At 45.1% G+C, this 25124-nt stretch carries 21 protein-coding genes and 2 tRNA genes; 14 read left to right on the top strand and 9 right to left on the bottom strand.

The annotated features are described in order from the left end of the window. The first annotated feature begins 13 nt into the window (after window positions 1-13). From fliG to QZY95_RS00445, 6 genes are all read left to right on the top strand, one after another. Window positions 14-964, top strand: coding sequence for a flagellar motor switch protein FliG (gene fliG / locus QZY95_RS00470; RefSeq protein ID WP_290917880.1), 951 nt, complete (start codon window positions 14-16; stop codon window positions 962-964). Next, entirely contained in the window at window positions 951-1715 is a 765-nt protein-coding gene (locus QZY95_RS00465) for a FliH/SctL family protein (RefSeq protein ID WP_290917845.1), read from the top strand. The genes fliG and QZY95_RS00465 overlap by 14 nt, the downstream gene beginning before the upstream one ends. Continuing rightward, window positions 1712-3025 (top strand): FliI/YscN family ATPase, encoded by a 1314-nt coding sequence (locus QZY95_RS00460; protein WP_290917844.1) that lies wholly within the window; start codon window positions 1712-1714, stop codon window positions 3023-3025. The genes QZY95_RS00465 and QZY95_RS00460 overlap by 4 nt, the downstream gene beginning before the upstream one ends. Before the next feature lie 248 nt (window positions 3026-3273). Then, complete coding sequence (locus QZY95_RS00455; RefSeq protein WP_290917841.1) at window positions 3274-3855, top strand: hypothetical protein; 582 nt, start codon at window positions 3274-3276, stop codon at window positions 3853-3855. Continuing rightward, the gene (locus QZY95_RS00450) at window positions 3852-4610 is read left to right on the top strand and encodes a hypothetical protein (protein ID WP_290917838.1); all 759 of its coding nucleotides are present in this window, start codon (window positions 3852-3854) and stop codon (window positions 4608-4610) included. The genes QZY95_RS00455 and QZY95_RS00450 overlap by 4 nt, the downstream gene beginning before the upstream one ends. Window positions 4611-4969: 359 nt before the next feature. Further along, window positions 4970-5539, top strand: coding sequence for a hypothetical protein (locus tag QZY95_RS00445; protein ID WP_290917835.1), 570 nt, complete (start codon window positions 4970-4972; stop codon window positions 5537-5539). A gap of 144 nt (window positions 5540-5683) precedes the next feature. On the opposite strand, the gene QZY95_RS00440 is transcribed toward QZY95_RS00445, so the two are convergent. After that, window positions 5684-5760, bottom strand: a tRNA-Arg gene (locus QZY95_RS00440). 469 nt (window positions 5761-6229) lie between these two features. Here QZY95_RS00440 and QZY95_RS00435 point away from each other — a divergent pair. Genes QZY95_RS00435 through QZY95_RS00420 form a run of 4 tightly spaced genes read left to right on the top strand, consistent with a single transcriptional unit; the run spans window position 6230 to window position 9506 of the window. Next, entirely contained in the window at window positions 6230-6793 is a 564-nt protein-coding gene (locus tag QZY95_RS00435) for a UbiX family flavin prenyltransferase (protein ID WP_290917831.1), read from the top strand. Between the two features lie 27 nt (window positions 6794-6820). Next, window positions 6821-7540 carry a metal-dependent hydrolase gene (locus tag QZY95_RS00430; protein ID WP_290917828.1) on the top strand — a complete coding sequence of 240 codons (720 nt, stop codon included), beginning with the start codon at window positions 6821-6823 and terminating at the stop codon, window positions 7538-7540. Between the two features lie 46 nt (window positions 7541-7586). After that, window positions 7587-7889, top strand: a complete 303-nt coding sequence (locus QZY95_RS00425) for a GIY-YIG nuclease family protein (RefSeq protein WP_290917825.1) — start codon at window positions 7587-7589, stop codon at window positions 7887-7889. Between the two features lie 18 nt (window positions 7890-7907). Beyond that, window positions 7908-9506, top strand: coding sequence for a DEAD/DEAH box helicase (locus QZY95_RS00420; RefSeq protein WP_290917821.1), 1599 nt, complete (start codon window positions 7908-7910; stop codon window positions 9504-9506). Between the two features lie 94 nt (window positions 9507-9600). Here the strand turns inward: QZY95_RS00420 and QZY95_RS00415 are convergent, their stop codons facing one another. Further along, window positions 9601-10884, bottom strand: a complete 1284-nt coding sequence (locus QZY95_RS00415; protein WP_290917818.1) for a hypothetical protein — start codon at window positions 10882-10884, stop codon at window positions 9601-9603. Between the two features lie 227 nt (window positions 10885-11111). Between QZY95_RS00415 and QZY95_RS00410 the strand changes: the two genes are divergently transcribed. Continuing rightward, on the top strand, window positions 11112-12155 hold the full coding sequence (locus tag QZY95_RS00410) for a lipase family protein (RefSeq protein WP_290917815.1): 1044 nt from the start codon (window positions 11112-11114) through the stop codon (window positions 12153-12155). Here the strand turns inward: QZY95_RS00410 and QZY95_RS00405 are convergent. From QZY95_RS00405 to QZY95_RS00395, 3 genes are all read right to left on the bottom strand, one after another. Further along, window positions 12152-13057 carry a DMT family transporter gene (locus QZY95_RS00405; RefSeq protein ID WP_290917812.1) on the bottom strand — a complete coding sequence of 302 codons (906 nt, stop codon included), beginning with the start codon at window positions 13055-13057 and terminating at the stop codon, window positions 12152-12154. The two genes, QZY95_RS00410 and QZY95_RS00405, sit on opposite strands and share 4 nt — an antisense overlap. Window positions 13058-13517: 460 nt before the next feature. Continuing rightward, window positions 13518-14318, bottom strand: a complete 801-nt coding sequence (locus QZY95_RS00400) for an ABC transporter permease subunit (RefSeq protein ID WP_290917810.1) — start codon at window positions 14316-14318, stop codon at window positions 13518-13520. Then, the gene (locus QZY95_RS00395; protein WP_290917807.1) at window positions 14311-15099 is read right to left on the bottom strand and encodes an ABC transporter permease subunit; all 789 of its coding nucleotides are present in this window, start codon (window positions 15097-15099) and stop codon (window positions 14311-14313) included. The genes QZY95_RS00400 and QZY95_RS00395 overlap by 8 nt, the downstream gene beginning before the upstream one ends. 218 nt (window positions 15100-15317) lie before the next feature. On the opposite strand from QZY95_RS00395, the gene murJ reads away from it, so the two are divergent. After that, entirely contained in the window at window positions 15318-16853 is a 1536-nt protein-coding gene (gene murJ, locus QZY95_RS00390; protein ID WP_290917804.1) for a murein biosynthesis integral membrane protein MurJ, read from the top strand. A gap of 44 nt (window positions 16854-16897) precedes the next feature. Further along, window positions 16898-19735: a hybrid sensor histidine kinase/response regulator gene (locus tag QZY95_RS00385; protein WP_290917801.1), complete on the top strand. Its 2838-nt coding sequence runs from the start codon at window positions 16898-16900 to the stop codon at window positions 19733-19735. Window positions 19736-19802: 67 nt separating this feature from the next. Here QZY95_RS00385 and QZY95_RS00380 read toward each other — a convergent pair. Further along, a tRNA-His gene (locus tag QZY95_RS00380) sits at window positions 19803-19878 on the bottom strand. A 541-nt stretch (window positions 19879-20419) separates the two neighbouring features. Between QZY95_RS00380 and murA the strand changes: the two genes are divergently transcribed. Further along, window positions 20420-21676 (top strand): UDP-N-acetylglucosamine 1-carboxyvinyltransferase, encoded by a 1257-nt coding sequence (gene murA, locus QZY95_RS00375; RefSeq protein WP_290917797.1) that lies wholly within the window; start codon window positions 20420-20422, stop codon window positions 21674-21676. A gap of 646 nt (window positions 21677-22322) precedes the next feature. Here murA and QZY95_RS00370 read toward each other — a convergent pair. From QZY95_RS00370 to QZY95_RS00360, 3 genes are all read right to left on the bottom strand, one after another. Next, the gene (locus tag QZY95_RS00370) at window positions 22323-22769 is read right to left on the bottom strand and encodes a hypothetical protein (protein WP_290917794.1); all 447 of its coding nucleotides are present in this window, start codon (window positions 22767-22769) and stop codon (window positions 22323-22325) included. Between the two features lie 3 nt (window positions 22770-22772). Further along, a complete protein-coding gene (locus tag QZY95_RS00365) occupies window positions 22773-23843 on the bottom strand; it encodes a glycosyltransferase family 4 protein (RefSeq protein WP_290917791.1) in 1071 nt (356 codons plus the stop codon). A gap of 329 nt (window positions 23844-24172) precedes the next feature. Beyond that, window positions 24173-25114: an aminotransferase class IV gene (locus tag QZY95_RS00360; RefSeq protein ID WP_290917788.1), complete on the bottom strand. Its 942-nt coding sequence runs from the start codon at window positions 25112-25114 to the stop codon at window positions 24173-24175. Window positions 25115-25124 lie beyond the last annotated feature (10 nt).

Genomic DNA, 25124 nt, shown 5'->3' with positions numbered 1-25124 from the left:
ATTACTTCTGGCAATGGGGGACAAGTTTACCGCCGAGACATTCAAACGTCTTGATCGTGCAGACATTGCCCAGATTTCAAAAGCCATGATGGAACTGGATACAGTTCCTAAAGAAGATGTAGAAGATATTTTACGCGAGTTTCACCACTCAATGATTGCAGGTAAGGAAATGATTTCCGGTGGCGAAGAAGCCACCCGTCGTATGCTCCTTAAAAACCTTGATAGTGAGACCGCTAAGTACATTATGGATGCTCTTGAGCTGGATAACGGTCCAGCACCGTTCCGTGAGCTTGAGAACGTAAGTCCACGTATCCTTTCACAGATTTTACGAAACGAACATCCGCAGACACTGGCACTTATTCTTGGTCATCTGCATTCTGACCAAGCTGCAGAGCTTATCCAGATGCTTCCTGCCGGCATTAGACCGGAGGTGCTTATGCGTCTTGCCCGTCTTGAAGCAGTACCGGAAGATATGCTTATGGCAGTAGATAAAGTGTTGCAGAGCCAGCTCATTGCAATGGGCGGCAAAGAAGGCAAGAAAGTGGGCGGCGTCGCTGCTGTTGCGGAAATTCTCAACGCAGTGGACCGAGCTACAGAAGAAGAAGTACTGGCAGAGATCGAAGAAGAATCTGTACAGATGGCAGAAGATATTCGAAATCTCATGTTCGTATTCGAAGATGTGGCAACACTGGATGGTCGTGGTATCCGCGAGCTGCTGAAAGAAGTATCCAACGAGGATATGACTCTGGCGCTCAAAGGTGCTTCCGAGGAAATGCAGGACGTATTCTTCAGCAACATGTCCGAACGTGCGGCTACTATGATCAGGGAAGATTTGGAGATCATGGGACCTACAAAGCTTTCCGATGTAGAGGGTGCACAGCAGTCAATCGTAAAGATTGTGCGCCGTCTCGAAATGGAAGGACGCATAGCCATCGGACGCGGAGGCAACGATGTCTTCATCTAATATTCTTTCTGGCGAAATATTATCCGACACAGCCGCACCGAAAGGTGTGGCTGCGTGGGGAACTATTTTTACTGGTCCGGGAACAGCCAATGAACATACGCTGGAAGGCGTTGAAGGCTCCCGTTCTATGCAGTGGGATGATGCAACAGAAGCTGCATATATGGAGCGTGTTCGTGAACGTGCAGCGGAGCGTGCCTCAAAGATTCTTGCTAAAGCCCGCGAAGAAGCTGAATGGATAAAAGAAAAGGCTCGTCAGGAAGGCTATGAGCAGGGCTGCCAACAGGCACAGCAGGAACTGGAAGCAGTTCAGAAGCAGCATGCAGACTCAGTGTCCGGTGTTCTTGGTGCTATTCAGGGCCAGTGCTCTAACATTTTCAATACCTGGCGTGATGACTTGGTTACTGTTGTCCGAGCTTCTGTAGAGCGGACATGTGCAGTAGAGATGTCAGAAAACCGTCAGTCATCCATGGAAAAACTTTTTGCTGAAGCAGTGCAGGTGCTTGATGACCGCAGACAACTTGTTGTGACTGTCCATCCAGACGATGAAGCAATGGTTTCAGCTATTATTCAGAATGCTCAGCATCATTACAATGGACTGGAAGCATGGACTGTTAAAGCGAGTGCAGCCATTGAAGCTGGCGGTATTATTGTTGAGAGCCGTGACGGCATGGTCGACAATACCATTACCAGTCGTAGACAGGCTGTAGATGAAATTTTGGATCAGCTTGTGATTCCAGAGGATCAGATATGATCGATCCTAATGGCGCCCTTGAGATGCTGAACAACCTTGATCCGAGCCAGTCGTTTGGTAAGGTGAACAAGGTCGTCGGTCTTATTGTAGAAGGGTGTGGCATTAAAGCTCCGCTTGGTTCTGTATGTCAGCTTATACCGGAAGAAGGTGCAGAGCAGATTCCGGCAGAAGTTGTCGGATTTCGTGACGGCAACATTCTGTTTATGCCTTATGGCGATATGCGCGGCATTAAACCGGGGTCTTTGATTCGTAACTCCAGTCTTCCGCCGACATTTCCTGTAGGAAACGATATGCTTGGCAAGGCATTCGATGCTTTTGGGAATGAGCTTGGCTCTGAGTCTCCAATGTTGACGGCAGAAGGCTATAAACCTTTGTACGCAACACCGCCAAATCCGCTCTCTCGTGCTCGCATTGTCGAGCCGCTGGACGTCGGCGTTCGTTCAATCAACAGCCTGATTACCCTTGGTAAAGGGCAGCGTGTTGGTATTATGGCTGGTTCCGGCGTTGGTAAATCAACATTGATGGGGATGATGGCTCGATACACAGAAGCTGATATCAACGTGATTGCGTTAATCGGTGAGCGTGGTCGTGAGGTTCTTGAGTTTATGGAAAAAGACTTAGGGCCTGAAGGCATGAAACGTTCAGTACTGCTTGTTGCAACTTCTGATCAATCTCCATTGGTTCGTATGCGTGCTGCCTATGCTGCAACCGCAGTTGCAGAGTTCTATCGTGATCAGGGAAAGAATGTTCTTCTTATGATGGACTCGGTTACCCGTTTTGCGATGGCAGCTCGTGAGGTCGGTTTGGCAACAGGCGAGCCTCCTACAACCAAAGGATACACTCCGACGGTGTTTACGCAGCTTCCAAAACTGTTGGAACGTGCGGGCAACAGTGACAAGGGGAGTATCACCGGCATTTATACTGTTCTTGTGGACGGTGACGATTTTAACGAGCCGATTGCTGATGCTGTTCGTTCTATTCTGGATGGACACATTGTTTTGACTCGAGATCTTGCAGATAACGGACATTATCCTGCAATTGATGTGTTGCGCTCTGTTTCCCGTCTTCGCAGTGATATCTGTACCCGAGAGGTGATAGAGGAAGGACAGTCGGTTACAAAGCTTTTGGCAGCGTATAAGAAAGTAGAAGATATGGTTAATATCGGCGCTTATTCTCACGGGTCAAACCCCGTGGTTGATAAAGCGATTTCAATGGTGCCTAAGGTGAATGAATTTTTGCAGCAACGGGTTGAAGATCCTTGTACCATCGAGGAAGCATATTCCCAGTTGCATACGTTAGTACAACAATAAATAGCAGCAGTCAGGTGCAACGGGAAGGGACGCCCGTACTCCAAGCGCACTGTACGGCGATATATCAGTACGCATCGCTATCTGGCTGCTTTGTTTAATGCAGTACACATGAAAAAAGGTTGTGACATAATGTCACGACCTTTTTTTGTGCTTAAAGCAACGTTGAAATATTGTTTTTATTGAAAACAGTAAATATAAAAAGGTTGTTATGCGAGAGTGAAAATTGTTTTTTATCCAAAGAAGTCATTATGCACCAAGTTTTGTTTATCATCTTACTTTTATTTCTATGTACGCCTTTGAAGGTACAAGCAGCTGTCTCCGAGCCTTCTACACCGCGCGCTCTTCCTTATACTGTTCTTGCTTCTGAGAAAGAAGAAATCGGTGGGCTTTTATTCCGTGATTACGCGATCTCTTTGCGTTGTTCTATTGATGATTACGATTTGATGACGGATAGTCAGCTTCGTGACTCTATGATTGCCGCGGCTTGGGAATTGTTTCTGCGGGATGGAGCAAATTGCACTACCGTGAGAGTGTATCCAAATAAGTACTATCTACAGCATTCAAAAAGTATTGCGGTTGTGCGTTTGCGGACAGGAAGTGAGTATCTTGAAGAGGGGTGGAGTTGGGATGTTGACTTTATTCCAACTCGAGATGCAATCCAACTCTATTCGTTATGGTATAGTTTGCGCCCTGACTATATTGTGCAAGGATGTTATGGTCTTGAATTGGACTATGATGGATTGTTAAGCGTCGTTGCATCACGGTTAGCTGTACCTAAGGAATTGATTTCTCCGCCTGAAGAGCGAGTCGCAGAATGTGGTGAGCTGTGAGCCATTATCTTAAGAAAATACACTTAAGAAAGGCCGGGTATCACGTTACAGTTTGTTGCGGGGCTATAGCTTTCTTAGCTGTTATTATGAGTTACCCTTTGGCACAGATATGCTCTTTATTTTGGGATAGCTCGCTACGTGGTGAAGAGGCCGGAGTCGCACGTCTACAACAATTCATCCTAGCGGCCTTTTGTAGTGTTAGTGCAGGGACTGTTCTAAGTTTGTTTTTTTTATATAGAGGGACTGGAGAGAAAAGAGAAAAAATTAAAAAAGTATTGTCGTTTGTGGGGTGCCTGATTTTTTTACTTATTTTCCGTGGGCTGTATATTACTCAAGGATATATCGATAGGTTTTTCATAAAGGCCTACTTTGAAGGTAATTGCAGGGATTTTCTTTCTCTTTCATATTCATGGAGGGAATGGCTGTTTTTACCCGTGGTGTTGGAGTTAGCGATTGTTTCCTTTATGTATTTCAACTTTTCAATTTCGTTGAGTTTTTTATTACAATTTTTGTTTGCTACTGCTTTTTTTATTTATTTTGAGCTTTCACTTATAGCTGGCCCTGCCTTTGACTTTTTTTGTTCTATTTTTATAACTCATGAAGTCATTGGTCGGGACTATTTTGTTCTATATATGAAATTTAATTTTTTTCTGTTGTTCCCATTAACCGTGATGATTTCATATTTTGTTGTCAAAGGTTGCTGGAGGGCAAAAGAGTTTTTTCAAAGAGAGTGTTTGAGTCGAAACACTTCATAGGCGGTCGATAACACTACAGGAAAATACGAAGTGTTTTTTCAATAGATAAGCGTAGATAGGCTCAAGAAAAAACAGATGAATTGTTTATAGAGGTTGTGTTTTTTCAGGTGATTTCATTGAAATTTAGAGTTTCTGGATTTTGCTCAGCAAATTTTAGGAATAATTATGATGAGGTGGGACTAAAAATGAGCACCGCGATGTACTCCAAAGGGTGTAGATAATAGAGTGTCATTTTGCGTAAGGAATTCTTGAATTCCTCCAATGAAATTTTGAAACGTTTTTCAATCAATTAGCGAATGTTAATGGGGAATTAACAGCGCTATAAAGAGCTTCACAAACAAAAAATAAGTGAGGTTCTTATGAATACAATCGTTAAACGTTTTGCTTTGGCTTTCCTCTGTGTATCCCTCTTTGCTGTAGCAGCTCAGGCTGAAACAGGAGCATCAAAAACTATTGGTCATGGTGCGTACGCTCTTACTATTTCTTCTGATTTTAACGCGGTGGGCAGTACTTCTGTAACAGTACCGTTGAATACTGAGGTAAGCGGCAGAGTTCCACGTGGAACAGTTTCCTCGAAAGTGTTCACTAGTGGTGAGACTGTTCTTTTCGTACAGCGTATTGCTACTCCTGCAGCGAATAATTACCTTCGCCCTCTTGGCGGTAGCAAGGTTGCAAAATGGGGAAAAGATTGGCGTGAAAACGCATTTACTGTGTCAGCAGCGGATACTACCCGTGAGTTTTCACAGTACCTTGGCTTCCTCAATGAACAAGGGGTATCTGTAGCCTCCAATTACACTGTGAAAATGTATGACCAGATTGTCAGCCCTTCAAGCATTGCACGTGTGCTTGTGTTCACCCCTGCAAATGGCGGCACTCTCCCAGCTGCACCAAGCGCTGCTGCATTATACACTCTTGCAGAAAATAAATAGGTTCCAAGAAAAGTGTGTAGCGTTATCTACACGTCCTAGATTTTCCCTCGTCAGCAAATGTTGGCGAGGGATTTTTCATAGGTACAAAAAAAATCCCCCTTGAACTCATCAAGGGGGATTTTCTTTTTGTGTTGAGACACAAAATGGCGGGCTATACAGGAGTCGAACCTGTGGCCTCTGCCTCCGGAGGGCAGCGCTCTATCCAGCTGAGCTAATAGCCCATGGGCGATTAAGTAGACGTGCGCGTCTTTGATGTCAAGTTATATAACGTGTTGCCGTGCCTTGATAGAGGAAAATGATGTACACTGAAAAAATGAAATAGCTCGCGAAATATGAGGCGGCCAGATGAAAACAAATCCGGCAGGGATGCTTTATAGTGTCTCGAGATGTCTCGAATTGCATCAAGAAATTTCTTGAAATGACATATTTGTTATTTCTTGATGTTCAAGGTAGGATTTACTTGAACTTGGTGCAACAAAACGGAAAACAAGAGGCTTAATTTGACAATAATGTGCAAAAAGGAGAAAAAAATTCCTTTGGAGCTTATTTCTCTAGCACTGTCATAATTAGTTTGTTAAAGCCGCTTGCAAGACAATCAACAAAGCGAATCGTCTTTGTGGAAAAATTGCCTTACTTGCGTTTTTTTAATGTTACACCGGATCAGCAATGTTCCGATAGTAAGTGAGAGTCATGAAAAAGATCGTTGTAGCAGTGACAGGTGCCAGCGGAATGCCGCTGTCTGTTACGCTGCTCAAAGAACTCGCCGCCACTTCTCAGGCTGAAGTACATCTTATTGTATCTGATGCAGCCAAGACAGTCCTTGAGCTTGAGTCAGGGCTGGAACTCGCTCACCTTACCTCCTACGCTCATTCTGTATACACGCAACATGAATTCGGAGCAGCGCCGGCTAGTGGCTCATGGTTACATGACGGCATGATTGTTTGTCCGTGTTCCATGGCTTCTCTTGGTGCAATTGCTAACGGTATAGGCTCTAACCTTATACATAGAGCCGCAGACGTAACATTAAAGGAACGACGCAAACTAATTCTTGTTCCTCGCGAGACACCGCTGAATCGTATTCACTTACAAAATATGCTCGCCGCTGATGAAGCTGGTGCGCTTATTATGCCGCCTACTCCGGGTTTTTATTCAAAACCCGAGACAATAGAAGATATTTGCACTCATCTCGTAGGCAGAATGCTTGATCATTTAGATATTGAACATTCATTGGTTAAACGATGGAACGGTATCTAACCGTTCAATAGTAGCCGGAGGCAGCACATGCAAGAATTGCAATGGAATGGACACGCTAATTTTCAACTGAAAACTTCTTCAGCCACAATATTGATTGACCCGTTTTTTGAAGGAAATCCCTCTGCCGCCAGCACATGGCAGAAGGCATCAAAGCCGGATGCTGTGTTTGTTACGCACGATCATGGTGATCATACGGGGTCAACAGTAGAAATTTGCAAATCCACCGGTGCAAAGCTTGGTGCAATCGTCGGTACAGCTGAAAAGCTTGTTGAAGCGGGAGTGCCGCAGGAACAGGTTATTAATGGCATCGGTTTTAATATCGGTGGAACAATTGTGGTGGAAGGTGTGAGTGTGACCATGACACAAGCCTACCATTCCACAGAATCCGGTGCTCCTGTTGGATATATTTTCCGACTGGATGACGGATACACCGTATATCATGCCGGTGACACAGGAATTTTCTCAGGAATGGAATTATGGGGGCGATTGTATGACATCGATCTCGCCCTGCTGCCAATAGGCGGCGTGTTTACAATGGACGCTAAACAGGCAGCGTTAGCATGTAGCCTGCTTAAGTGCAAAAGTGTTATACCGATGCATTGGGGCACCTTCCCCGTCCTTGAACAGAACACAAAAGATTTTGCTTACCAGTTGCAGAACTATGCTCCGGATTGCCGCCTGTACGATCTGAAACCGGGCGATACTTTGAAGCTTGAAAACACAACCGCTGAAGCCTGCAAATGCTAGCAGCTGTCAGACGACTGCATGGACTGGTATCGTGCAAGACAAAACGATGTCGATAACTAAGAGTTGGGTAGTCTATCTTGTGCAATGTGCAGATGGCTCGCTTTATTGCGGCATAACGACCGATATGGACAGACGCCTTGGTGAACATAACTCGGGAAAAGGAGCAAAATATACTCGCTCCAGACGGCCCGTGTCCCTGATTGCCAGCGCCTTTGTTCCCGATCGGAGCACTGCTTCTAAGATAGAATGTAACATAAAAAGACAGCCCTCCGGTAAGAAAGTAGAAACTCTGAATAGGTGCGTCAGAGAGCTCGCTTCTTCTGCAGCGCAGTCACAAGATGCCAGTTAGTGCATAAGGAATTTTATTATGGAAAGATGTATTTTTTCTGAACTCCCATTGTCTGCGGAGTTATTGAAGTCCATTGAAGACATGGGATTTGAAGAAGCATCTCCAATTCAGGCAATGGCTATTCCTCATCTTCTTGAAGGTAAGGATGTAATTGGTCAGGCTCAGACAGGTACGGGTAAAACCGCAGCGTTTGGTATTCCAGTTTTGGAAAAAGTAGACGTGCGTCATAAATCTCCACAGGCAATCATTCTTTGCCCAACCCGTGAACTTGCAATTCAGGTTGCTACAGAAATGAGCCAGCTTGCAAAACGTAAGCGCGGTTTGTTTGTACTGCCTATTTACGGTGGTCAGCCTATCGAACGCCAGATCAAAGCGCTTCGTCGCGGTGTTCAGGTTATCGTAGGTACTCCGGGCCGTATCATGGACCACATGAAACGTGGTACTATCTCCCTTCAGGACATCAACATGGCTGTTCTTGATGAAGCGGATGAAATGCTCGATATGGGCTTCCGTGATGACATTGAGTTCATCCTTGAACAGGTTCCTGAAGAAAGCCAGACTGTATTCTTCTCCGCTACCATGCGTGACGAAATTTTGCAGCTTGCAAAACGCTTCCTCAAGACTCCTGAGTTTCTTAAAGTAACTCAGAAAGTATTGACTGTTCCTAACATTGAACAGATTTACTACGAAGTTCGTCCATTCCAGAAAATGGATGCTCTTTGTCGCGTACTTGATGTGTACAACCCAAAACTCACCATCGTGTTCTGTTCTACTAAACGCGGTGTTGATGAGCTCACAGCCAACCTTCAGGGACGCGGATATCAGGCGGACGGCCTGCACGGTAACTTGAACCAGACTCAGCGTGACCGTGTTATGAATCGTTTCCGTAAAGGTAATATCGAAGTGCTCGTTGCTACTGACGTAGCTGCTCGCGGTATCGACGTTGATGACGTTGAAGCAGTAGTTAACTACGATATTCCAAACGATGTAGAATACTACGTTCACCGTATCGGCCGTACAGGTCGTGCTGGTCGTATGGGTCGTGCGTTTACCTTTGTTTCCGGTAAAGAATTCTGGAAGCTTCGTGATATCAAACGCTTCACCAAAGCTCGTATTGTTCAGCATCAGGTTCCGACCATTGCAGATGTTGAAAATGCTAAATCAAGTAAGCTGCTTGATGAAATCCGCGACAACATTCACAAGCATGAACTTGATCGTTACCTTACAATCGTTGACGACTTTATTCAGAACGAGTTTGACGGTGACCTTACAACAGCTGAAATGGCTGCTGCTCTGCTCAAAATTCTCATGCACCGTGAACTCGGTGATGCAATGCCTGAACAGAAGAAATCCTTCGGTGATACAGGTGCTCAGGCAGGCATGGTTCGTCTGTTTATCAACGTTGGTCGCAAAAGCCGTATCGGCGCACGTGACATCGTAGGTGCTATTGCAGGTGAATCCGGTCTTCCAGGTAAAATGATTGGTGCAATCGATATCTACGATCGCTTCTCATTTGTTGAAGTACCTGAAGATTACGCTCAGGAAGTTCTTAACGTTATGAACGGCAACCAGATTCGCGGCAATAAATTGTTTGTTGAACCTGCTTCCCGTCGTTAAGCGACTTTTTGTTATAGAAATGAAAAGGCTGCCTTATGGCAGCCTTTTTTTATGCGATTCACCGTTCTTCTGGCGTTAGAGGTTTTGAGTGTGGCTAGTTATTCGCTTTTTTCGATAAATCTGGAGCAAGGTTGTTATCTTCGAGATAGTTCCGCGCTGCTGTATCTGTCGTGAAATGAATGAGAGGAGCAATGACTTTGCTTTTATCCGGCATTTCGAACAAGCCATAAATGCCTATGTTTACAATTGTTCCCATTGAACCGCCTGTCTCATCTCCTGTTTCAACCAGATAGGATTGAATGCATTTACCAGAAAAATTCAGGGCTAGAGATTGGCAGAACTCAGTAGGGATATCTGCAAGTATTTGGTAACTGGAGCGAATAGGATACTCTTCAGCGTTTGATTCAAAATGTATAACCCCGTTGCTGCGCCGCTTTTCTTTATGTTCGGGGTTTGCTGTAGCCCTACGCAGGAGAGAGAGGTTTTCGTATTCACCTGCGATGACGGTTTGTCCTTTCATTGCCGTTAAAAATTTCCCCGGAGTGGTGGCGATAGCCTCACTGTCTTTAAGGGATAGTTTTTTAGCTAGGCTGGAGTAGTTTTCGTTGGCCATGTCGGGTCTGCTGAATCTGTCAGGCGTTAAAAGCTTGCCATTAACTGTCCACCCTGTAGGCATGTCATCACGATAGAATTTTTCTGGAAAAGATTCCCATACTCCGCTGATAGTAAAGGTTTTCGGGGATGACCATTGAATCCAAATAGAACTGTTACTCATCGCTATCCCCCGCCAGCTATGAACATAGCAGGTCGCACCATATTCAAGCACAGTATCTCTAAAATCTTCATCAAAAATATCTGAGAGTTTTTTACCGTCCAAATATCTGTTGCGCGGGCCGTTTCCAAGGTCACCTTTGATGTGCGAGCGGAATGCAGCCATATCTCTTTTTTCAAAAGCATCTACGATGCTTTGCGTGAACAGGTAGAGAGTTTCTGGATCGACTTCCCAAAAGAGTCCTTTTTTAATGGCGTTATCTGAACAATTTCTTGAAGCACGTTGACGGCAAGTCGCAAGTATCGATTTCATTGCATCTAATGTTTTACGAGGAACGCGTTTGGTACTTCTGTCAAAAAGCATTTCCCCAATCTCTAAACAGCCTTCATATTTTTCGGCATATAGGCGTGTCCGCATAAGGTCATGCATAAATTGTATGTGGATATCGTCTTCTCTTTTTTGCTCGGAAGTTCTGTTGTCCCCCTTATAGTAGAATGCCTCAGAAAGTTTAGGGCATTCAGTATATGTGCGTTCAAGGTACACATTTGCTGCACCGAATTGTTTATCTTGAAACAATTCAAGAGATTTTTTTTGTGCGTCGAGCATACTGGATGCTGAGCATAAATTGTTATTTTCTACAGCAAACGCAGGGAGTGAGCATAGTGCTATGAAAAGAAGGGATAAAAGAAATCGCATGTGAGTCCTTTGGAATGTGAAGTGAAGAATAGCAATAACAGTTGAAATATAAAACGTTCTTTACACATTCGATATACTTGTAATATCCGGTAGTCTATAGGTTTTTCTGTAAAAACATTGTTTGCAAGGGAGGACGTATGGCTGACTTTTTTAATTCAAAAGATCTCATTTCAGATCTTCCAGTAACTCGCGCTGCATATTCTGACAGAACAGCATGGCTTATGGCTGAACTTTCCCGCTTGGTCTATGAGCCGCTTCCGGGAGCTGCAACGCCTCAAGAGTTGGTAGACGACTTACGTGAGGCGATTGCTCAGGGAGAGTATGAAGATCTTTTAGAGGGGTTTGTTAAAAAGCAAATTCGATTGAGAGGAAAGGATTACGATACGATTCCAAAGGCACTTGAAAGTGTTGATTTTGAATTGGTTGAGACATTCGCTGAGGATGATACAGAGGCGATGCTTGTTAAACTGAAGCATAAGGGGCAGACACCGTTTCTTGTGCTTGTCTTTAGAGGGACGGAATCGTTCAAAGATGCATGTACAGATGCCAAAGCTCCGTTAGTGCCACATCCTGATGGCGGGCGTGTTCATATGGGGTTTTTAGAAGCGTATGACAAGGTTCGTAAACAGATAAATGAAGCGGTAGCAAAGCATAAAGGTTTGCCGTTGTATATTACAGGGCATTCTCTCGGGGGCGCTCTTGCTATGATTGCGACGAAAGAGCTGGGAGCAGAAAGTACTGGAGCGACCTATACATTCGGGGCACCGCGTGCAGCAGATGATGACTTTTATATCGGCATCAAAACGCCAATATATAGAGTAGTTAATGCCGCTGATTGTGTAGCGCGTGTACCGTTTGGGATGGGGTTTAACCTCGTTCTTGGAGGGATTAGACTGATTCCCATTAATTACACAAAGAAAATTTCAGAATGGTTACGCAGGTATTTTTCCGGATACACCCATCAAGGAAACCTTGTTTTTATGAATGCTCCGGAAAAAACCTGTGATGATTGCGGTATAGAGTATAAGGACTTACGCGTTGTTTGCAGTCCTAACTATATCTGGCGGGCATCTGTTGTGATTTCACAAATCGTAAAATCAGGCGGCAAGGCCGCTGCAACAGATCATTTTATTGCCGGATATTGTGAAAAGCTTTTCGCTAATGCCATGAGACGACGTTAAGCGGTTGCTACGACTTTTTTCTTGGAAGGGGTAATCTGTGTAAGGATTACTCCACCAAGAACAAGGCCTGAGGCGATAAACTGCATGGTTGAAAGGCGGTCTCCAAGAAAGAGAAAGCCCATCAGCATAGTAAAAACGGGAATCAGGTTTGTAAAACCGGAAGCTTGACCTGCTGGGACTTTACTTAGCCCATAGTTGTACAAGCCGTATGCTACCATGGTTACAACGCTTGCCAGATAAACAACTGCGATTGATGCCTCGTAAGGAAATTCTGTTGGAATTGCTCCTGGAGTAAACGCGATAAGCGGCAAAAAGAAGATAGCGCCAACCCATGCCTGCAACGCTGTGATGAAAAGCGGTGAATATCGGTTTGAGAGGCTTTTTGCTGTAATCATATAGCCTGTGGCTGAAACCATAGCGAGTGTTTCAAGGGTATTTCCTAAAAGGGGGTCGGGTGCGTTTTCTGTTGCAGTTGCTCCCCATGAGAGCAGGACTACGCCGCCTGCCGCAAGAAAAAATCCGATCCATACTCTGAGTGCGAGTTTTTCTTTTAAAATAAAGAAAGCCGCAATCGCAACGAACACCGGTAATGTCGCAACAATCATGCCTGCTTGTGTCGCAGATGTATATTTGAGCGCATAGGCTTCAAATACAAAATAGAGACACGGTTCACACAGCGCCATGAATATGAGTTGTTTCCAGTCCTCTCGTCGTATTTTAAGACCACGAAAATTCTTCCAGAGAGTGAGAAAGAGCAAGGACGCGATGAGCATACGTCCAAACACAACAGCAATAGGCGAAAAGCCTGTTACAGCAATCTTCATGGCGATAAAAGAGCTCGCCCATAGAACCATTGCACCGAAAAGTGACAAGGTAGGAAGAAGGTAGTCTTTAGTAAACATTGTCTTGAAATCCTGAAAAAATAGAATCTGAAAGGAACAGCTGGCATCGTAAAGTCTCAGCTGATCGCAGTCGAGAAATGGGGGGACAGGAGAGCGGTGATCCTTGCGGAACAGCCTCACTATTGTCCGCCTGACACAGCCTCTGAAAAAACGAAAGTAGTAGTGGTTCTGCAAACCGCTACTACAGTCTGATCTCTTTGTGAGTAGTCACTTTCTGGGATGTTGTAAATCAGATAGTGACGGATTTTTCTTCTTCATCAAAAGTCGTTTGCTGCAGATGTTTTTTCTTTATATTTTAAGCTTTTTTATAGTGATTTGGATATGCTTTAGAATGAGTCAGAAGCAACATCATTATGGGTACTATGCCAGAGCGAATTATATCTGAGCGTTGTGACAATGTTCTAGCGTAGAGGTTGGATTCAGTCGCGTATATAATAGCCTGTGATGTGATGCAGGAACGTTAGTACAGGCCTGTTCTTTGATAAAATTTACGTACAGAAAGTTCTACCAGAACAAATAGTGTGACCGGAACAATGAGGAAAATGAGTGTGAGCGCACTTGCCATTGCTCTGTCAGCTCCTGTGATAAACGGGAATAGGTAGCCGGTAAATGATGGAACAACACCGCCACCTATCAGAAAAACAAGGTAATAGTCTGAAAACGCAACGAGGAAGACAACAGAGCCTCCGGCGATAATGCTTGGCAGCAGAAGCGGGAAGACGACGTGCCGTAAGCGCATCCAAAGAGAAGCACCTAAATTTTTAGCACAGAGTTCATATTCTTCGCTGTATGCTTCAAAGCCTGAAATAAGGGCACGAAGCATATACGGATAGCTGAAGATTGTCAGAATAAGGACGACTCCGGCAAATGAGTCTGCAAGTGAAAACTTAATGAAGACATGATGAATACCCATGGAAAACGTCATGGCAGGAACAAGTGCAGGTGTGAGCAGTATGCCTTGCAGTGCATTTTTCCCCTTAAAGTCAACGCGCGCAAAATGATATGCAGGAAGCAGGCATAAGAGTAACGTGCAGAATGTTGTTGTGAGTGAGTAAAGAACAGAAACACTCAGGTGGAGCAGTATGGAACTGCTATGCTGTGCGATGGATTGCAGAGCTTTCGTAGAGTATGTTGCTGGTACGATATTCGGCCATGTCCAGCCGGGGGCAAAGAGTGAAACGACAAGTACGGCTGTTGGCCCTGCAAAGAAAAGTACGAAGAAAAGAAAGAGCGCATAGTGACGAAGTCGGGCTTTACCCATTGGCTCTCTCCTGACGTGTTCCGGTTATTGAGCGAAGGTAGACAGTGAGAAATGCAATGGAAAAGATGAAGATTGTGATGAGGATCGCCATTGCTTGCGGGCGATGGTAAAGTTCTTTTCTGAAGTATAGATTATAGGCTTCAATACTGAGCATTGCAGGCTGTGAGCCGCCGAGAAGAAAAGGGATTTCAAATGCTCCGAATCCGACAAGAAAAAGAATGCAAAATGTGGAGTGAATAGATCCGCTTATATGTGGGTATGTCACTGTTTTAAATGCTCTGAATTTTCCGGCACCTAGCATATATGCTGTTTCCAGTAAGCGCATGTCCAGTCGTTTAAGAGATGCGTAGATCATAAGCAGGGCAAAAGGAATTTGTTTATATACATACGCGATGATCATTCCCCAGCCGTCTCCGCCAAAAAGTATGGATGGAAAGTCTTGTGGGGTGGTTGTTATTCCTGCGTGGAACATTGCTGAGGATACCAATCCTGATTTTGCCCAGAAAAAGAAAACGATGAATCCGACAGCCAAGTGTGGAAGGATAAGAGGGATTTTATATATAACACCTGCCTGTTGCAGGAATGAAGGCATTCTCCAAAGCCCTACAGCCAGTACAGTTCCAATGACGACAGAAAAGAGTGCTGCAATGGCTCCTACTTTTATAGACAGAAGAAAAGAACGCAGCATATATGGAGTCAGCAATGCTTCATAACTGTCGAGCAAGCCTCCTTCATAGGGGAAGGGAAGCCCGATTCCCAGAGATTGAAGGATAGCTAGCACTATTCCTCCGACAAAAAACAGGGAAAAAGGAATGAGTAATGGTGATAAATAGCGTAAGTGTAGGTAGCTGGGGTGAGTAGGCATAGGGTTCCGTTAGTGTTAATCAAAAAAAGTAATAGCTGCACGTTACAGGATTCATGTTGAACGCACAATTTGAACCTCTGCTTCAGCCATACAATATCATCTTGTTTAGTTTGTTCGTAACGACATAGGGTTATATGAAATCTCAATCTACTTCTTTTTCATCAGTTTTTTCATCAGCGGCGGTTGTGTCTGTTGGTAATTTTATATCACGTATTGTCGGACTGCTGCGTGATGTAATTATTGCTTCTCTTCTTGGGGCAGGGCCGGTTGCAGATGCTCTTATTGTTGCTTTTCGTATACCAAACCTTCTTCGGAAACTTTTTGCGGACGGCTCTCTTTCCTCAGCCGTAACAGCTCATATTACGTCATTGCGTGAAACAGAAGGGGATAGCAGCGCTGCTTCATTTTTCCGGACATGTTTTCTTTGGACTGTCGGCATAAGCCTGTTTCTGCTGATGTTGGCAGAATTGGGAAGCCGTTTCCTGACCGGAGTGCTTGCTCCCGGACTTACTCTTTCTCCTGATGTTTTTGTTCATGCTGAGGCTTTGCTGAGAGTGACGTTGCCGTACCTATTTTGTGTAGGGTGCCTTGCCCTGTTCTCTGGGGTGCTCCATAGCCGTCAGCGTTTTGTTGCTCCAGCGTTAGCCCCACTTGTGTTGAACTGCACTCTTGTTTGTAGCGCCGGGATTGCGTGGCTTTTTGCGTTTCCTGTGGCTGAGACGCTTTGCGTCGCTTTAGTTGTCGGTGGTGGGCTTCAGGTTGCCATGCAACTTGTTGCTTTAAGGGGGGAGTCGTTGTGGAAGGGAGTGTGGGGACTTTTTAACCCCAGCGCTGCTAAGCTTGGGAAGAAGATTGTACCGACGGTGTTGAGTGGTGCTGTTTTTCAACTGAGCGTACTTCTTGTGACCATGCTCGCGTCTTTTTTACCGAATGGTACCATTGCTAAACTTTATTTTGCGGATAGACTTGTACAATTTCCTTTGGGGCTTATTGGCGTTGCCATCGGCATAGCTGTACTTCCGGCATTGTCTTCGCTCGCCGCATCTAACGATAAACAAAAATATGGCGAAGTGCTTTCTTCTGCCGTGCAGTTTACTGCCTTTTTATCTCTCCCTGCTGCAGCGGGATTGTTTGCTTTGGCGTACCCAGTGTTACAGATTTTCTTCGAGAGGGGAGCGTTTACTGCTTCAGATGCTGCTTCTGCTTCAGCAATGCTTCAGGCGTTTTCTATAGGGCTGCCGGCTTTTGCTTGCACGCGTCCACTGCTGAGCGGTTTTTATGCCAGACAAAAGAGCCGTGTCCCCTTACTTGCCGGAGGTGGAAACTTAGTTGTTACCGCAGTGCTGGGGGGCTTATTTATGCAGTTATGGTCTGGGGCAGGCCTTGCTCTTGCGGTCTCAGTAGGCGGCTGGGTGAATTTTATGATACTTTACTACTTGATGCATAAGGATGCGCTCTGCTTTATACCGTTGAACAGCTGGAATGGTGTATATGCACTACTGAGTATCATTGTTGGAGTAATATGTTGGTGGCTATTGCCATATGGCCTTATCAGCATTCTTTTTATTCCTGTGCTGGCAATGGGGTATGTGGGAGGACTTTATGTCTGCGGCAGCCCTGATGCACGTCTTCTTTTGAAGCTTGCTTGTGGTTCAAGGTGCAACCACTAGGAATAATTTATTTATTGATTGCTTAGAAAGTAAGGGTGCGTTATTTGGAAAAAGAGCGCAAGCTCCCATCTTCTGTACGTTTTGATGTATTTTTACTAGGCGGTATTGCAATGTTGAAGCGGATAGTAAAATTGCAGCTTTTTCCTGATAGCTACACAAAAAATTTTATTGCAGTCAGCATTTTGTTAACCGCAATATTTTTGATTCTCTTCAATATTGGCTATTACTTGTATGCCATTGATCAGCGTATAGATAATTTTATAGATAACCATACGGAACATGCTCAAGTTCTTGCTACCCATCTTGCTACTCCTGTTCAGGAAGACCACCTTAGTCAGATAAAGATCTTCATTCATGATGACTTGTCTTACAAAAGTACTACAGGGCTTTTTGTATACAATAAGGAAGGTGAATTACTTTGCGGAGCTTATAACGGACATGAAGCTACGCAGGTTCCTCTTCTTTCTTCATCTGAATACCGAATTGAATTTCCGATAATAAAAGACAGTATCCTTGTCGGTAAGCTGGTAGCAATTGTCACATTTGATCCTGCTCATCACCATTTTCTTAGTCTGTTCCTTCCTTCAGTTTTTGCCAATATCGTGGCCAGTTCAATTGTGGTCCTCATGGTTATTTTATTGATTGTACGGACACTGCTGTTGCCATTGAGGGAGCTTTCTGAGACCGCACGAAGGGTTCGTGAGGAACAGACGTATGCTTTACGGGCGAAACGTACCGGCTCTGGAGAGCTTGCGGAGCTAACTGATTCCTTCAATAGTATGCTGGATCATATTGAAGCTCACGATATGTTTTTGCATTCAGAGAGCCGTAATCTGGAGATGGAAGTACTTGAGCGGACATTGGAGCTTGAACAGGCAACAAAAGCTGCGGAAAAAGCCAACAGCGCTAAGAGTGAATTTATAGCCAGCGTAAGCCATGAGTTACGGACTCCGATGAATGCCATACTCGGTATGACCAACATGTTGCAAACAACCGGCTTAACCACAAAACAGCGCGAGTATGCCGAGATCATTGCAGCTTCATCTCAAAGTTTGCTGCATTTGATAAATGGTGTTCTTGATCTTTCTAAGCTTGAAGCAAAAAAACTTGAAATTGAAGAGACCAATTTTATCTTGCGTGACGTGCTTGATGAGTTAGCTATCATCTTTACAGAAAAAGTCGCTGTGAAGGAAATGGACTTAGTCATTGTTGTCGATGAAGGGGTTCCGTCGGTTATGAGGGGGGATTCTTTCCGTCTTAAACAGATTCTTTTGAATTTAGTTGGGAATGCTTTCAAGTTTGCAGAGCGTGGCGGCATAGAGCTTCATGTGGGAGTCGAATCTACGGCGGCAAAGCCTATTCAGATTCCTCATGCAAGAGAGCATGACGAGGTTGTTCAGCTTATTTTTGCTGTTACGGATAAAGGAATCGGAATATCAAAAGAAGCGCAAAAAACGCTCTTTGATACTTTTGTACAGGCGGATGGCTCCACCTCCAGACATTATGGTGGGACTGGGTTGGGGCTTTCTATTGTTGCTGAGCTTGTGGATTTGATGAAAGGTTCTATTTCTGTGGATAGCACAGTGGGCAAGGGAAGTACTTTTACTGCCGTCTTGCCGTTTGCTGTGGCTGAAGAGAAAGAGCGTCAGACTGTTCCTGTTTACTCCGGTTGGCGTGTATTAGTGTTGGAGCCATCCATTGCGGCACGCGCAATGTGGAGGAATCTTTTCGCTGAATTAGATATGCTTGCCGTGGTTTTGGGAACAGAGCGACAAATGTTGCTTCAGTTAGAGCAGCAAAACGGTAAAAGTGATTTTGATGCTGTAGTATTAGGGAGTAAAGAACTTCTTGATATGAATGGTACTCTGGTAAACTATCTTTGTGATCATCCAGAGTTGAAAGTCCTTCTGGCTGCGCGGTTGGGAGACGAAACACTGCCGGAGCGAGAGTGCTTCTTTACCGTTTCTGGATTCTTGCGACGTCCGGTTACACTCGCACAGTTGAAGGTTCACATTCTGCGAGCGGTTGATCCTTCAAGGCATGTAGATTCTGAGTTAGCATTAGAAGCTGGATGCTTAAAGGGATTAGATGTCCTCGTGGTGGAGGATAACCCTATTAACCAGCAAGTAATGCGTGAAATTTTAGAGTACCTCGGTGTAGGCGTCACCATTGCAAAGGACGGGAATGCTGCAATTGAGCTTCTTTCCATCCATACATACGATCTTGTTTTGATGGATATTCAACTTCCGGGAATGGACGGGTTTGCGACAACCGTTCGATTGCGCGAAGAGCTTGAATTAAAATCACTTCCGGTTATTGCTATGACAGCTCATACCTTGCAAGAGGATAGGGATAAAGCGTTGGAAGCTGGAATGGACGGGTATTTGACCAAACCTGTTGAGCTGGATGAACTGGTAGCCATTTTGCAAAAATTTTATCCTGTTAAGAATGTAGCGGATGAGAACACTAAAGAGGGAAATACGTTGAGTGCAAACGGACAGGAAAGATTGATGCGTTCTAACAAAGGCATAGATCCGTTACCTTTTGAACTTCCCGGATTAGCAATATCAGAAGGGATAGAACGATTGAGCGGGAAGAGCCGTATTTACCTGCTGGTAGTAAAGACATTTTATGAAACGTATTCTGATGTAGCAGAGGAGATACGGGAGCTTTTTGAAGTGCAAAACTGGGATGAACTTGCGGCAAAAGCACATACTCTTGCAGGAGCTAGTGGTAATATTTCCGCCAAAGATATCTTTTCCTGTGCTGAGCAGCTGGAGAGAGATTCGAAGGCGCACAGTGTGGATGTTGAACTAATTAATTCGTTAGAAAAAGCTGTGCGGGTAGCCTGCACTTCAATTAAGCAGCTTCTTGTTTTGTAATTTTGTGCCGGTTGGGAAGAGCGTACAAAAAAAGCCCCGTACAAAGTACGGGGCGTTCTTACTTGGATGGGGCGAATGAAGAGGATTGAACTCTCGACAACACGGGCCACAACCGTGTGCTCTACCAACTGAGCTACATCCGCCACAAGCAGGAATGTGTACTATAGACTTCGAGCTTTCCGGTCAAGCATAAATTTCATTTTTTTTAAATTTATTGCTTCCTAGGGTAACTCGGCTTATACGACTTTACATGAGAGGGACTGATATTCGCTGTATAACCTAGAGTGTCGTTCGTAATTCTAATCTTGAGCACAGAACCGGTCAACCGGCATATTGCATTGAATTGCTGACAACTGCGTAGCTTGTTGAATATATAATGATAATTTACAGTGCAACTCTCTGCACCTTTTGACTAATATTCAACGTTGTTATGAAAATACATGGTGAGAGGCATACATCGCCTGTTGCCGGTACTTTTTTATGACACTTCTTACTCTGCATTGTCTCAATTGCTGCTGCGAGGTGTTGTTACGCCTTGTTCAGTATTAATAATGAAGCGTAGCAGCCTATTGTTGCTTCTCATTTCTCGTTGCCTCTAAGTGCCGTACACTGACTGTATTGTGACACTTGATCGAATTTGAACAGACTATTCTACGATATTCAAGACCCATTCAAGGGAGACATATGGAAAAATTAGTTATTCAAGGTGGCGTTCCGTTAAACGGAACAATCCGTGTCAGCGGCGCAAAAAATGCTGCATTACCGATTTTAATGGGCTCTATTCTTCTTGGTGAGCCAGCTCGTTTTACCAACGTGCCTAATCTGCGGGATATCCGCACAATTATCAGTCTACTGGACATTCTTGGGTGTCCGGGTCGGTTTGCTGACGGGGTTGTAGAAACAGAAGGGTGTGACCCTAAACCGGAGGCACCGTATGATCTTGTAAAAACCATGCGTGCTTCTGTGTTATGTCTCGGCCCTCTGCTTGCCCGCCTTGGCGAAGCTAAAGTTGCATATCCGGGTGGTTGCGCAATTGGTGCACGACCTGTTGACCTGCATCTCTCTGCACTTGAAAAAATGGGCGCAACTTTTGAAGTGGATTCCGGTTACATCATGGGGAGATGTGAAGGACGCTTGCAGGGTGCGCATATTGTTTTTGAAAAAGTAACTGTAGGCGGAACAGAAAACCTGCTTATGGCTGCTACCCTTGCAGAAGGTGAAACCATTTTAGAAAACGCGGCGCGTGAACCGGAAATTGTGGATCTTGCCAATTTCCTGATTACATGTGGTGCAAAGATTGAAGGTCACGGTTCCAGTGTTATTCGCATTCAAGGCGTCGAGCGTCTTAAGGGGTGCGAGTATGCTGTGATGCCGGACCGCATTGAAGCCGGAACATTTATGATTGCGGCTGCAATTACCAAAGGTGACCTGTTGCTTGAAAACTGCCCGAATGACGCTTTGGATGCAGTTATTAGCAAGATTAAAGAAATGGGTGTTGAGGTAACAAAAGAAGAAAACGGAACCCGTGTAAAATACGTTGGGCCGCTATCTCCTGTAGAGATTACCACACAGCCGTATCCGGGATTCCCGACAGATATGCAGGCACAGTTTATGGCGCTGATGTGCTATGTGGACGGTACATCTATGGTTGAGGAAACCATTTTTGAGAACCGTTTTATGCATGCGCCTGAGTTAGCTCGTATGGGGGCAGATATTCGCCCTGTAGGACGTACAGCACGCATTAAAGGCGGTTCAGTTCTCCGTGGTGCTCCTGTTATGGCATCCGACCTTCGTGCAAGTGCATCATTGGTGCTTGCCGGTCTGGCTGCAGAGGGAGAGACACATGTGCAGCGTATCTATCATCTGGATAGAGGATACGAGCATATTGAAGAAAAGCTTATCCCTGTCGGAGCGCGGATTCAACGCGTCAACGAAGATTAAGAACAAGCGCCCGTTGCCGTTAAGGTGGCGGGCGTTTTTTGATAATCCCTTTCCAGAGATCTTTTGTACCTTCTTGCTCATCTAAATTTTACTTTGCCAGCATGCGTTGTTGAAACGTAGCGTTGCTTTTTGATGTAAACACTGTTTACATCAAAAAATTATAATCAACCGTTTCCCGTGAAGAGTTGAGCGATAACGCTTTAGCCTTATCAGTATGTATCAGCTTATTCATTTATCAGCGATACTCCTATACTAACTCTTGGCACATCTCTTTGTGAGTGGTATGCCTTGCGGCGATGTTTCGAGTCACCTTGTTCAATGTCCGGATTCGATGCAGTATACTTATAAATCAGTGTGTTATCACTGGTGATGTTTGGAAAGATACTGTGGAGTAATAGAGGGACAAGGTAAAATTTTTCCGGAACATTAAGGGCATAAACCATATACCTTAGTGTTCCTGTCCCCCTTGTGTTGCTTTGCAATGGGGGACGGAATGGAAAAGGGGGAACCTGGCCGGCTCCCCCTTCTTCTCAGAGTAAGGCAAATCCGTACAGTTGCTGACTGCACGAATGTGCCTTACTCTGAGCGCCCTTTTCTTACTGAAAAAGTACGCGGTATATTTGTAAAAAAATATGCGGCGTTTTTTTTATGCCTTTTTTTTATCAGCTAATCCTTGTTCAATTGCTTGCATAAACCGGACACGTAATTCTGACAGTGCCTTATCACTTACTGTCAGATCGTGTTGGGTGAGAACATACCGAACATGAGAAAGCATGCTTTCCATCTCTGCATCAGAATCAAAATTTGGCATGAATCGAGCCTTATCGTACATAGATCCGATATAAGTGGTCATGATGTCGTTTGCCAGTTGTTGCGATTGTGCAGGAAGTGACTCAGTACCGGAAATGGGTTTACTGAGCGTCACTTTGGGTTGTTCAGGTTTACGCATTGAAAAAAGTCCCCACATTATTGCCAGAAGAAAAAGCAGCACAGCAGCGTAGCTGCCAATGCTCCCGCCTAATATATAGGCAAGATACGGAAGCGCCAGAATTAGAAGACCGCAAACGTATAAGAGGACTTTTGTGATAGACAAGGGTTACCTGCTTTTTTTGTACAGCTCCATGTAGGCTGTTGCCATTTTCATGTCAGTAAACTTCTGAACACGCTTGTTTCCACCCTCTACCAGACGGGTACGTAAGCCTTCATCAAGCATGAGCATATGAAGGAGTTTTGCAAGTTGTTCATGGTCGTGGTTGGGGAAGGTTAGGCCGTTTTTCTGATCTTCGACAAGCTCAAGGTTAGAAGGAAGGTCAGATGTGACAACGGGAAGTTGTCCAACCCAGCCCTCTTTTATGACTCCTGATGAGCCTTCGCCATTAACGGATGGAACTGCAAGCAAATCAAAAAAAGGTAGCTGCTCACGTGAATCCTGACGACCGAGCATGGCGAGATGGCTGCTGATTTCAAGTTCTTCTGCAAGATCCTTAATTTCACCGAAGAGAGGGCCATCACCCACAAGGCGGGCTTCCCATATTGGAAGATCGTTGTACTTTGCAAGTTCACCAAGAGCTTTTACAAGAACGACATGCCCTTTCTGCTCTGTGAGAGCGCCGATCATGCCGATAATGAACCTGTCATCGTTTCGATTTTTTTTGGCTTGGTAACGAGAAGCATCAATACCGGAATGGATGGTGGAAACTTTATTCGGGTCAAGAAGCGGCGCTGATTCAAGCATGATGTCAGATATTTCCTGACTTACTCCAACAACGGCGTCTGCCAGTAGGTATTTTTTAGCACTCCATCCCTTTTTGAGGGGATAGGAGACGCGGCGTGTATGCACAAGGCGGAATGCGTTGCCACACATTTTTTTCAAAATACCGCCAAGCGAGGCACTCTTTGCACAGTTAGTATGAATGACCTGTGCATCAAATTTTTTTACGGCACGACGAAGTTTATAGATGTTGCGAGCGTCCCAGTCGCAGGTGCTGGAAAGAGGCAGAAGAGTAATCCCCTCTTCGCCGGAAGCATGTGAGAGTAGAGGCGTGTTGGCAGGTGCTGCCAGTGTAACCGTAAACTCCTGTGAGCGCGCCAGTGCACGGGCAAGGTAAAAAACCTGCCATTGTCCGCCGCGCATTTCCTTTCCGAGATCAAGCAACAAAATGTGCATACATAGTATCCTGAATCCAAGTGTGAACTTGAGTCCCCCGTAAGTTCACACTGTGGGGGTGAAATATTTTATAACAGGCACAGAATAATGTGCCGTGGGTCAGAGATTGTTCTCCGTACGGCTTTGTCTGAGGCGTGTGTGGACAAGGGGTGACGATATGTGTCGTAACCAGCCGCATTGTGCAGGAGAAAACGTCCAATTTGAGAAAAAGCCGGTGCCGTTAATAATCAACAGCACCGGCTCAATTGTTTTTCCATGCAAGCAGAGCCAGAGCCGATAGTAAATTATTGATACAAAATACTTATCGGAAGGTTGCCAAAAAAGTTTGGCTACAGTGGCAGTCCGTTTGCTTCAAGGTCCTCTTGTAGGCGTCTTCTGATCTCTTTGGATACAGGGCCCGGACGAACATCGCCGATCGGCTGTCCTTCAAAACGGACAATTGAAACACAGTCTGATGATGTACCGAAGATGAGGACTTCCTTTGCTTTGTAAAGGTCATCTTCACGCACTGGACCGAATTCAATTTTGATGTCGTCTTTCATGAGTTCAACAGCACGCATAATGGTTGTGCCCACAAGCGCATTGGAGAATTCAGGAACAAGAAGTGTGCCCTGTTGGGTTACAAGGGCAATGTTTTCTGTTGCACCTTCAGCGATGAAGTCATCTGCATCAAAGCTGAACGGGAAGTCATAGCCGCGTTCATCCGCTTCGCGCTTCATAAGCACGTTAGGAATGTAGTTTGCACTCTTAACACGTGCCATGTGAGATGGCTTGGCCGGAATAGAAGAGCGGAACGCTGTTGCCCCTTTTTCAAACCATTCTTCCGGCTTTTGTTTGAGCTGGTACGCAACAATGTACAGGCTGCTTACAGGGCATTCTTTAGGGTCAATGCTGAAACCGCCGGGGCCGCGGCCAATAAGGATACGCAGCAGTCCGTTAGGTGTTTCGGCAGCTCTTGCAACATCAACAGCCAGCTCTGCAAGCTTTTCCCAAGTGCATGGCGGCGACAGGTGTAGTCCTTTGACGGACTGCTTCATACGTTCAATGTGCGCATCAAGCTGATACAGTTTACCGTTAACCCATTTGATGTTCTCAAAGACGCCGTCCCCCCTGTGGGCAAGATGGTCGTCCATAGGTAGAAGCATCAATCTCGGGTTCTTACCAATACAGCCGATACGGTGTTCGTAAAAGGCCAGCACATCGCGCTCACCGGCGCGGCGGCTGTTCAGAATCTTGGAAATGTATTCTTCTGTATCACATACTGTCGCCACGGTTGCTTTC

The sequence above is a fragment of the Halodesulfovibrio sp. genome (assembly GCF_015482765.1).
Lineage (GTDB): Bacteria > Desulfobacterota > Desulfovibrionia > Desulfovibrionales > Desulfovibrionaceae > Halodesulfovibrio.
This window is presented reverse-complemented; position numbering and strand designations above follow the sequence as displayed.